Below are 10,112 nucleotides of genomic sequence, written 5' to 3'. Positions count from 1 at the left end.
CAGGACCGACACCGCGTTCTGACCGTTGGAAACGGCCACTCCGTAGCCCCCGGCCTGGTTGTTCAGGTACTGGGAGACGACGAAGCCGGCGGGGTCGTCGGCGGCCGTCTGGACCCGGAGACCCGAGGACAGACGGTTCATGGACGTGGTGAGCTGCGAGTCGGTCTTGCTGAGGGTGTTGAACGCGCTGATGGCGTTGACGTTGGTGTTTACGCTGAGCGAAGACATCTGATGCTTTCCTCCGTGTTAGCAAAGACGCCCCGTCCGTGGAGCGCCGGTGCCGCCGGGTGTGGCGTCACAGGAAGGGCTATCGACCCTCTCCGGAGCGTCCTTTAAAGAAAATCCGGGGCCCGTGCGGCTAAGGGTCGAACCGCCCCCGCGCCGATGAAACCAGGGTCATGGTCCGCGCCCCTGCCACCGTCGTGATCCCGGTCTGGAACGCCTGGGAGCTCACGCGCGCCTGCCTGGACTCGCTGGGCGCCACCCTGCGCCCCCGGGACCAGGTGGTCGTGGTGGACAACGGGTCCCACGACGGCACCGCCGCCGGCCTGCGCCGGTACCCGTGGCTCGAGGTGATCACCAACTCCGAGAACCGGGGCTTTGCCCCGGCCTGCAACCAGGGGGCGGCGGCGGCCCGCCACGACGTGGTCGTCTTCCTCAACAACGACACGGTGGTGCCTCCCCGATGGCTCGACGGCCTGCTGTCCCCTATGGCGGACCCGACCGTCGTGGCAACCGGTCCCCGGTCCAACTGCGTCTCCGGTCCCCAGATGCTGGCTGTCCCCTACCCCCCGGACTCGATGGCGGCCATGCGCCGCTTCTCCCACGAGTGGTGCGAGGAGCATCGGGGTCTGGTGAGCGACGTGGAGCGCCTGGTGGGCTTCTGCCTCGCGGTCCGGACCCAACCCTTCCGGGCGATCGGGGGGTTCGACGAGGGCTACGAGGTCGGTGGCTACGAGGACGAGGACCTGTGCGTGCGCCTCCGGGCCGCCGGGGGCCGGCTCGTCATCTCCCATGGCTCGTTCGTGCACCACCACGGGCACGCCACCTTCGACGCCAACGGGCTGTCGTGGCGTGATCAGGAGCTGTCCAATCGGGAGCGCTACCTGGCCAAGTTCGGTGCCGATCCGGAGGAGGTGGGCACCGGGGCCATGGTCTCGGCCTGCCTGATCGTCAAGGACGAGGAAGAGTCTCTGCCCGCCTGCCTGGCCTCGCTGGTGGGGCTGGCCGACGAGGTCGTCGTGTACGACACCGGCTCGACCGACTCCACCATCGCACTGGCCCGTGACGCCGGGGCCGTGGTGGTCGAGGGCTACTGGGACGACGACTTCGGGCGGGCCCGCAACGACGCCCTGGCCCACTGCACCGGGCGGTGGATCCTGTGGATCGACGCCGACGAGGTCGTCGAAGGGGACATCGAAGGGCTCCGCCGGCGGCTGGCCGGCCCGGCCCAGCCCGAGGGCTACGTCGTGCTGATCGAGAACGAGATGGGCACGGGCTGGAACTCCCGCAGCGTCCACCCCGCCTGCCGGCTGTTCCGGCGCGACGTGGGGCGTTGGACCGGCCATCTCCACGAGCAGGTCTGTGGACCGGGCGGTCGCCTTCTGGCCCTGAATCCTCAGGAGGACGTGCGGATCCTCCATCACGGCTACACCGACGCCATGATGTCGCAGCGCCACAAGGCCGACCGCAACCTGGGTCTGGCCCGCGCCGGCGTGAAAAAGCTGGATGCGAACGGTCCACCCAAGGGACCCGCCGGGCGCGAGGCCCTGGCCGGCGCCCTGACCAATCTGGGCCGGACCCTCTTCGTGGCCGGCGCCTACTCCGACAGCCCCGCCCCGTACTACGAGGAGAGCCTCGAGCACTGCCGGCGGGGTGCCCTGCTCGCCACCAATCCCACCACCCGCCGGTTGGCCCTGCGCATGGGCATCGAGGACCTGATGGGCCTGGGTCGCCTGGCCGAGGCGGCCGAATGGGCCGACCGCCTGCGCCAGGCCAGCCGCAAGCCGGTCCTGGCCGACATCCTGACGGGCCGGATCCTGCTGGTGGAGGGAGACAACGCCGCCGCCCTGGCCTCGTTCGACCGGGTCGGTCCCCGGGAGACCGACGACGACGGCTTCGAGTACCGGGCCGAGCTGATCGCTCCGCTGCGGGCCCGCGCCCTGGCCGCCCTCGACCGCCCCGGCGCCGCCGCCGACGTGCTGCTGGCGGCCCTGGCCGCCGGCGCCTGTGACGTCCACGTGGGCACGATCCTCGACCTCCTCGCCAAGGCCGGGCGGGGGCCCGACGACCTGGTGGCCGCCGTGACACCCGCCGTGACCCGGCCGGTCCTGGCCCAGGTCCTGCAACTGGCCCCCGAGCCGGCCGACAGCCTGCTGGAAACGTGGTGGCGCCGGGACCCCTCCGACCTGGCCCCCCTGGCGGCGGCGGCGCGGGTGGCGCTGCGCCTGCCCCTGGTCCGGACCCTGGAGTGGTCCGCCCGGGTGCGCCAGAAGGGCCTGGCCGGGGCCTGCCCGCTCCTGGTCGTTGCCGCCGACGCGGCCCGGTCCCCCGCCGAGCGGGTGCGGGCGGCGGCGGTGGCCCTCGGGACGTTCCGCGACCCGCGGGCCCGCACGGCGCTCGCCGAGGCCCTGGCCCACGTACCCGCCGCCGAGCAGGAGGCCACGCGGGCCGAGGTGGCCCTGCTGTGCCCCTTCCTGGCGGATGACGAGCTCCTCTGCGCCTGATCCCGCCGCATAGGCGCGGCTGCACCCCCGGCCGGCGGTAGATTCGGGGGCGGCCCAGGGACGGGAGCGTCGCCGACCAAGGAGGGACCGTGCTCGTACTCAGCCGCCGACCCGGCGAGAGCATCATGATCGGCACCGACATGGTCATCACCGTGCTGGAGGTGAGTGGGGAGACGGTGCGGATCGGGGTGCGCGCCCCCCGGGAGATCGCTGTGCACCGCGAGGAGGTCTTCCTGGCCCTCCAGGAGGCCAACCGGGCTGCAGCTTCACCCTCGGGGTCCGACCTCAGCGCCCTGGGCGGCACCCGCCGGCCCGGTGGTGACGGGCCCGGGCCGGGCCCGGGCACCGTCAGCTGAGCGGCGCTACCCGCCTACCGGCAGCGCGGTACGCACGTCGTACCCGGAGCCGGTCAGCACGACCTGCCGGGACAGCCCGGTGTGGCGGTTGACGACCACCGGTCCGAGGAGGTTGGCGGTCGGCGGCTGCGCCACGGTCACGATCACGACCACCAGGGCGTCCTCGGCATGGTGCAGTCCGAGTCGCTCGACGTCGTCCTCGGGCACCTCGACCACGTAGTTCTCGAAGACCGCTCCGGGCGGCACGACGACAAAGCGCAGGCCGGAGATGTCGAGGCTGCGCATGGAGAAGAACGGGGGCAGGTTCTCCTCCAGCGGCTCGAACCGGAACTGGCGGGCATGGGGGAACCCGGGCAGGCCGTCGGGGAACTCCAGGGGGCCGGGCAGGGTCCCGGCGTCCGGGATCAGGTCGGTCACGGGCTCAAGGCGGGCAGGAGGGCAGTAGCTCAGCATAGGAGTCAACCGATCGTCAGGAGAGGAACTGGGCCAGAGTGGGCTGGACCACCCGGGAGGTTGCCCATAGGGCCGCCTGATAGGAGTTCTGCTGCATCTGCAGGTCGGTGACGGCCTTGGCCAGGTCGACGTCCTGGATGTCGGCCAGCCGGGTCGACAGCGTCTGTTGGGCGGCCACGGCCTGATCGGACAGGTACTGCATCTGCTGGTAGCTCTCCCCCACCTGCCCGGCGGAGCTGGACAGCGAGTTGAGGGCGTTGTCCAGGTTGCCCAGGTCCGTGCCGGTCAGGTTCCCGATCGAGGCCGGGGTGCCGGTCTGCAGGTCGTTGATGACCTGGTCCACCGCGGCGAAGACGGACCCGGCGCCGGAGCCGAAGGGGTTGGTGGTACTCACCGGGAGCGACGTGCCGGGCGCCACCGTCCTCGTGGGGGCGGCGCCGGACCCGAGGTAGTTGCCGGCGGCGTCGTAGGCCTGGGCCGTGGAGGAGGTGCCCGCGAAGACGGGCCGGTTCAGATACGTCGTGTTGGCCAGCGCCAGCAGCTCCTGGCGGATGCCGCTGACCTGTTGAGCCAGATCGGCATAGGTCGAGGGCTGGCTGCTGTTGCTCCCGGCCCCGAGCACGATGTTGCGGATGCCGTACAGCTGGGTGACCGCGCTGGACAGGGCGGTGTTGGCCGTCCCCAGCCAGCCCAGGCCGTCCTGGGCGTTGGACTGGTACTGCTGGCCCCGGGCCAGGGCCGCCTGGGTGGTCAGCGACTGGACCACCCCGACCGGATCGTCGGAGGGCCGGCTGATGGCCTGACCCGACGAGATCTTCTCCTGGAGCTGGGCAATCGACAGCTGATCGGCGTCCATGGTGGCCGTCATCTGGTCGTCGACGATGCCGGGGGTGATGCGGGAGGCCCCGCCGATCATGGTCATACCGCCGCCAGCAGGGACTCGATCGTCGAGCTCAGGGTGGTGATGACCTTGGCGGCGGCCTCGTAGCCGTGCTGGTAGCGGAGCATGTTCACCATCTCCTCGTCGGTGTTGACGCCGGACACGGCCTGGTCGGCCGCGCTGGCCTGCTGGCTGAACACCGCCTGGGTCGACGCCAGGCTGGTGGCGGCCTGGACGTCGGAGCCGAGGTCCCCGATCATGATCCGGTACGACTGGTCCGGCCCGGTCGGGGAGCTGGCCAGCTCCGCCATGGCCTGGGCGTTGGAGCCGTCGAGGGGCCCGGCGCCGGCCGCGGCGGCGGCCAGCAGCGTGGGGTCGGCGGCCACGGGCGGGTTCACCGAGATGCTGGCGGCGGTGACCGCCCCGCCCCCAATGGCCACGAACAGCGGCTGCCCCGGCGCCCCGGCGGCGGTCTGGCCGGCCGCCAGCTGGGTGTTGACGGTCGTGGCCAGGGCGGAGGCCACCTGGTCGATGCGGGCCTGGTAGGTCGGGATCGACTGGTTGATGCCCTGGAGAAGGCCTCCGATGGTCCCCTGCGTGATCGGGACGGCCGTCCCGGTGTGGGCCGAGGTGACGCTGACCGTGCCGCCGGAGCTGGAGACCGAGAGGCTGTCGGCCGTGGCCCCCTGCACGAGGGCCAACCCGCCGGCGTACACGTTGACGCTGCCGTCGGACTGCGGTCGGACGGTGATGCCGATGTCCCCGGCCAGGGAGTTGAGCAGGGCGTTGCGCTGGTCCACGAGGCCGTTGGCCGCTCCGTTGGAACCGGCGGCTACGGCCGACTTGTTGAGGGCGGCGATCTGGGACAGGAGGTTGTTGACCTCGGCGGTGACCGACGAGACCTGGGAGGCCGAGGACTGCTGGAGCTGGCTCAGGTTGGCCGAGGCCTGGTTGAGGCCCGACACCATGTTGGTGGCGAAGTTGACCACCTGGGTCCGGCTGGCCAGCTGGGACGGGTCGTTGGCCACGTCGTCCCACGAGGACCAGAACGAGGAGAGCTGGGACTGCAGGCCGTCGGCGCCGGGCTCGGGGAAGGAGGACTGGGCCGTGGAAAGCAGGTTCTGGAAGGCGGAGGCGGCCGACGACGAAGAGGTGGCCGAAAGGGCGTTGGCCTGCTGGAGCTGGGAGGTCACCTGCTGGATGCCGGCCACGAGGACCCCGCCCGTCGGGACGGCGGAGAACTGGGCCTGCTCCCGGACGAAGCCGGCGGTGTTGGCGTTGGCGACATTGTTGCTGGTGGCATCCATGGCGGTGGTCTCCGCCTCGATGCCCGACAGGGCGGTGTAGAGCCCGACCTCAGCCACGGCGGGACCTCATGGTCCGGACCGGAGTCACAGGCTGCCCCGCACCAGCCGCCCCGGGCCTCCGGCCGGCGCATAGGCGTCGGGGGGGCCGTAGGCCTCGATGGGAGCCTGGCCGAGCAGGGCCAGGGCGTCGGCGGTGGCCGCCAGCCGAGCGGCCAGCAGGGCCTTGGTGCCCGCCGCCAGGGTCCGGATGCGCTCGACGGCCGCCACCAGCCCCTTGCGGTGCTCGGAGAAGATGCCGGTCCACGGCTCCTCGCTCGCCTCGACGATCTGGCCCAGGCGCGCCGGGGAACCGAGGCCGAGCTCGGCGGCCAGCTCCCGGGTCGCTTCCTCCCGCTCGGCCTCGCACTGGCTGATCTGCTCCAGGACCTGGGCCACCTCGGCGCTGGCAGGCCCGAGGAGGTGGGGGCGGGCGGCGGCCAGGATCAGCTGCTCTTCCTCCATCTTGAACAGCAGGAGGTCGAGGAGCTGGCGCTCGCGCCAGAGCAGCGTCGACACCTCAGATGCACCCATGCCCCAACTCATCGGCGGCCGGGCCCCAGCGGTTGAACGAATTTCACTCCCCGCCGGGTCCCCTACGCCGCGGCTCCTCCACCGAGCGGGGACCCCAGCCCCGCCGGCGGCCGTCGAATTTCCCCTTCAGGACCAGCGCCCGGAGTCCGACCATTTAGGAGCTGTCGGGCGGCGGGCCCGGGCCAAGGACGTTGGAGGAGACCGGATGAGCCAGATCATGGTCGGCAGGCAGCCGATCTTCGACAGCAAGCTCGCCGTTTACGGGTACGAGTTGTTGTTCCGTAGCCCGGCGGGCCAGCAGCGGGACGCGGACGTGATGACCGCGGACGTGCTGGTGCGGGCGGGACTGGACATCGGCCTGGAGAATCTGGTGGGCAATCGCAAGGCCTTCGTGAACGCCCCCCGTGCGTTCCTGGTGGGAGCCCAGGACGTCCCGCTGGCACCCGAGCAGACCGTGATCGAGGTGCTCGAGAACGTGGCACGCGACGACGAGGTCGTCGATGGATGCCGGCGCCTCGCCCAGGCGGGATACACCCTGGCCCTGGACGACTATGTGTTCAGCCCCGGGGACGAGCCGCTCCTGGAGCTGGCGTCGATCGTGAAGCTCGACCTGCTGGCCCTGCCCGGTGAGCGCCTGGCCGAGCAGGTGGCCCTCTGCCGACCCTTCGACGTGAGACTGGTCGCCGAGAAGGTGGAGACGGCCGAGCAGATGGAGGTCTGCAAGGAGCTGGGCTTCGAGCTGTACCAGGGCTACCTCCTTTCGCGTCCCGAGATCGTGGAGCGCCGGGGGCTGGACCCGAACCGGCTGACCTGCCTGCAGCTCATCGACAAGCTGTGCGATCCCGACATGTCCGCCGGCCAGATCGAGCGCATCGTCGAGGCCGACGCCGGGCTCAGCTACCGCTTCCTGCGGGCAGCGGGATCGGGCGCGGGCCGGGGCCTGCGCCGTCCGGTGAGCTCGATCCGGGAGGGGGTCGTGCTGCTCGGCCAGCGTCGCATGCGCAGCTGGGTGATTCTGATGCTGCTGGCCGACGCCCACAACGGCTCGAGCGAGCAGATCCACATCGCCATGACCCGGGCGCGCATGACCGAGCTGCTGGCCGCCGCCGGCGCTCCCCATCTGCGTGACTCCGCCTTCACCGTCGGTCTCGTGTCGGCGCTCGATCTTCTGCTCGGCGCCCCGCTGTTCGAGATCGTCGAGCAGCTGGCGATCACCGACGAGCTGGGCTCCGCCCTGCTCGATCACCAGGGCCCGCTGGGCGCCATCCTCGCCGACGTGCTGGCGTGGGAGCTGGGCGGCGGCGCCGGCCTCGAGCTGAGCTCAGGCCTCGACGCCGCGCTGGTGGAGAAGAGCTACATCGAGGCGCTGACCTGGGGCAACGAGGTCTGTGCCATCCTCGAGCACGCCTGATCACCAGGCCGGCCTCTCCCCACACTCCTCCCATCGCGGCCCTAGCGTCCTGTACATGAGCACCCCCGCTCGGGCGCGCTCGGCCGTCCCCGCCCGCGCTGTCGACCCCGCCGCCCCCCGGATCACGCGGGTCCTGGCCCACCTGGAGCCGTGGGCCCGCCCGGTCCGCTGGTTGCTGGCGGCCGTAGCGGGGTTCATGGCCATCGAGCTGGTGCCCTACGCCTTGTGGTGGCAGGGAACCGCGCACCTGTGGGCCGTGGCCGGCCTGGCCGCGGCATCGGGCACGTGGCTGGGGCTGCCGCCCGCCGTACGGGCCGCCCACCGCCGGGCGGTCGTGTCCCCCCAGGACCTCGGCTCCCGCTCCGACGCCGCCGGCCTGCTGGCCGTCGCCTGTGACGCCCGGGTGCGGTTCGAGGCGGCCGCCGCCCAGCTCGACGACGCCCGGCGCTGGGTACGCGACGCCCGGCGTCGCCTGGCCCAGACCACCTGGTCGGTCGCGGTGCGCGCCCGGGAGATCTCACGTCTGGAAGGCGCCGTCCGCGATCTACGGGCCGGCGCCGACGGCCCTCGCCGCCGGGCCGAGGAGGACCGGCTGACCGCCGCCCTCGACGCCCACCGCGGGGTGGCCGAGGAGCTGGCCGGCGAGCTCGTGCACCTGGCCGATGTGGCCGAACGCACGGCCCTGGCGATCTCCGGGCTCGGCCGGCGCTCCGCCCCGCTGCCCGAGCTGTCCGATTCGGAACGCGCCGCGGTCGACTCCCTGCGCTGGTTCCGCCTGCGCCTGGAGGCGGTCGAGGACGCCTGGGTCGAGCTCCACGAGGGCCCCGCCCTGCCAGGGGGCCGAGGGGCTGATCCTCCTCAAGGCATCGCGGTTCCTGCTGAAGGCATCGCGGCAGGGCGCGGGAGGGCGCTACGACAGAGCGAGAGCCGGCCCAGCCTCGGGGAGCGGGACCAGACGAGCTGAGCCACGCCGGAGGCGTGCGCCTTACGGCTTGGTCGTCGACGTCGTCTCCGGACGGGTCGTCGTGGTCGTCTCGTGGCGGCTCGTGGTGGTGGTCTCGCGGGGCGCCGTGGTCGAAGTGGTGTCCTGAGACGTCGATGTCGTCGTCGAGGCCGGCGCTGTCGTGGAGGTCGCGCCTGTCGTCGAGGTCGTCGAGGATCGGACCGTCGTCGTGGTCGGCCGGTAGGTGTAGGTGCGGTGGTAGGTGGTGGTCGGCGTGCTGTAGGTCGGGGTCACGGCCTGCGTCGGCACCGGCGGGATCACCCGGCCACCGACCGTGGGCGGAGCCAGGGCCAGCAGCTGCGGCAGCAGCCAGGGCGCCAGCCACCGGTCGGCCAGCGGTGTGAAGTGCACGCCGTCGTAGCGCATCTCGATCCCGTCGATGTACGGCGTGTAGCGCCCGCCGGCCGAGGTGTGCCCCCCGAGGTCGACGATGGCCACCGACTGGGGGTGGTGGGCGGCCACCGCCCGGATCAGCCGGTTGAAGGCGTCGACCCGGGCCGGGTCGTCCTCCGGCCAGCGGCCCCCGTCGGGCCGCTCACCGCGCAGGTAGTACGGCGCCGTGGCGAGAGCGACGGTGGCGCCCCGGGCCGTGAGCACGTCCACCGCGGTCTCGAGCTCGCTCTGCAGATAGGCGTCGAACGACGGGTCCCCGACGCGCGTCCACGTCCCGTCGTGCACCCGGTCCATGACCTCCCAGCGGCCGACGACCATGAACACCACGTCGGGGTCGTGGGCGCGGATCAGCCCCGCCCACCGCTGCGGCCAGGTTGCGCATTCCGGCAGGTCGGGGTGGGTCGCGCCGAAGTACTCGTACGGCCCGCCGCGCACCACGCCGCAGCCGAGGGTCCCGTCGTTCATGAGGTCGATCCCCATCTGGCGGGCGGAGGTGGTGAGCCCCGAGGCCAGGGTCTCGGCCACCGAGTCCCCGACCACCATCACCTTCACCGGGGCGCCGGCGGGAATGGGCGGCCGGACGATGCGCACGCTGCCACTGGCCCGGGCCGGCACGGTGGCGTGGGTGCGGTCGGCCAGGGGCACCGCGGCGGCGCTGACCACCGGCAGGGTCGTGGCGACGAGGGTCCCCGCCGCCACAGTCGCCACTCCCACCGGTAGCGCCGCCGCCGCTCGCCAGTGCCGGAGGGCTCCGCGCCGGATCGGCTGCTCGACCAGGTAGTAGGAGACCACCGACGCGCCCGTGGTGGCGGCCAGCCGCACCACCAGCAGCCGGGGCCCGAGCAGCCCGGTGCGGGCGTGGTCGAGCACCAGGAACAGGGGCCAGTGGTACAGGTACATGCCGTAGGAGATGCGCCCGAGGAAGCGCAGCGGGGAGCGGGACAGCAGCCACGGAACGGGGCTGGAGGGGACGACGGCCACGGCGGCGATGACCACCGCCACCCCCGCCGCCA

General features: G+C 72.3%; 10 protein-coding genes. 4 read left to right on the top strand and 6 right to left on the bottom strand.

Annotated features, from left to right (window positions below):
• A partial coding sequence (locus VFW24_10870) for a flagellin (GenBank protein HEX5267264.1) occupies window positions 1-228 on the bottom strand: 228 nt, incomplete at its 3' end.
• A gap of 170 nt (window positions 229-398) precedes the next feature.
• On the opposite strand from VFW24_10870, the gene VFW24_10865 reads away from it, so the two are divergent.
• Both VFW24_10865 and csrA read left to right on the top strand, forming a co-directional pair.
• Window positions 399-2,726, top strand: a complete 2,328-nt coding sequence (locus VFW24_10865) for a glycosyltransferase (protein HEX5267263.1) — start codon at window positions 399-401, stop codon at window positions 2,724-2,726.
• Between the two features lie 89 nt (window positions 2,727-2,815).
• The gene (gene csrA / locus VFW24_10860; protein ID HEX5267262.1) at window positions 2,816-3,082 is read left to right on the top strand and encodes a carbon storage regulator CsrA; all 267 of its coding nucleotides are present in this window, start codon (window positions 2,816-2,818) and stop codon (window positions 3,080-3,082) included.
• A 6-nt stretch (window positions 3,083-3,088) separates the two neighbouring features.
• Here the strand turns inward: csrA and VFW24_10855 are convergent, their stop codons facing one another.
• From VFW24_10855 to flgN, 4 genes are read right to left on the bottom strand one after another with little or no spacing between them, the layout of a single operon-like run.
• A complete protein-coding gene (locus tag VFW24_10855) occupies window positions 3,089-3,499 on the bottom strand; it encodes a flagellar assembly protein FliW (GenBank protein ID HEX5267261.1) in 411 nt (136 codons plus the stop codon).
• A gap of 52 nt (window positions 3,500-3,551) precedes the next feature.
• On the bottom strand, window positions 3,552-4,451 hold the full coding sequence (locus VFW24_10850) for a flagellin (protein HEX5267260.1): 900 nt from the start codon (window positions 4,449-4,451) through the stop codon (window positions 3,552-3,554).
• A gap of 2 nt (window positions 4,452-4,453) precedes the next feature.
• Window positions 4,454-5,779, bottom strand: a complete 1,326-nt coding sequence (gene flgK, locus VFW24_10845) for a flagellar hook-associated protein FlgK (GenBank protein ID HEX5267259.1) — start codon at window positions 5,777-5,779, stop codon at window positions 4,454-4,456.
• Between the two features lie 27 nt (window positions 5,780-5,806).
• On the bottom strand, window positions 5,807-6,292 hold the full coding sequence (gene flgN / locus VFW24_10840) for a flagellar export chaperone FlgN (GenBank protein HEX5267258.1): 486 nt from the start codon (window positions 6,290-6,292) through the stop codon (window positions 5,807-5,809).
• 205 nt (window positions 6,293-6,497) lie between these two features.
• Between flgN and VFW24_10835 the strand changes: the two genes are divergently transcribed.
• Together VFW24_10835 and VFW24_10830 are read left to right on the top strand one after the other, a co-directional pair.
• Entirely contained in the window at window positions 6,498-7,703 is a 1,206-nt protein-coding gene (locus VFW24_10835) for an EAL domain-containing protein (GenBank protein HEX5267257.1), read from the top strand.
• A 55-nt stretch (window positions 7,704-7,758) separates the two neighbouring features.
• Complete coding sequence (locus tag VFW24_10830; protein ID HEX5267256.1) at window positions 7,759-8,667, top strand: hypothetical protein; 909 nt, start codon at window positions 7,759-7,761, stop codon at window positions 8,665-8,667.
• A gap of 21 nt (window positions 8,668-8,688) precedes the next feature.
• Here the strand turns inward: VFW24_10830 and VFW24_10825 are convergent.
• A partial coding sequence (locus VFW24_10825; protein HEX5267255.1) for an acyltransferase family protein occupies window positions 8,689-10,112 on the bottom strand: 1,424 nt, incomplete at its 5' end.

The organism is Acidimicrobiales bacterium (assembly GCA_036273495.1).
In the GTDB taxonomy this organism is placed as follows: Bacteria; Actinomycetota; Acidimicrobiia; order Acidimicrobiales; family JAJPHE01; genus DASSEU01.
This window is presented reverse-complemented; position numbering and strand designations above follow the sequence as displayed.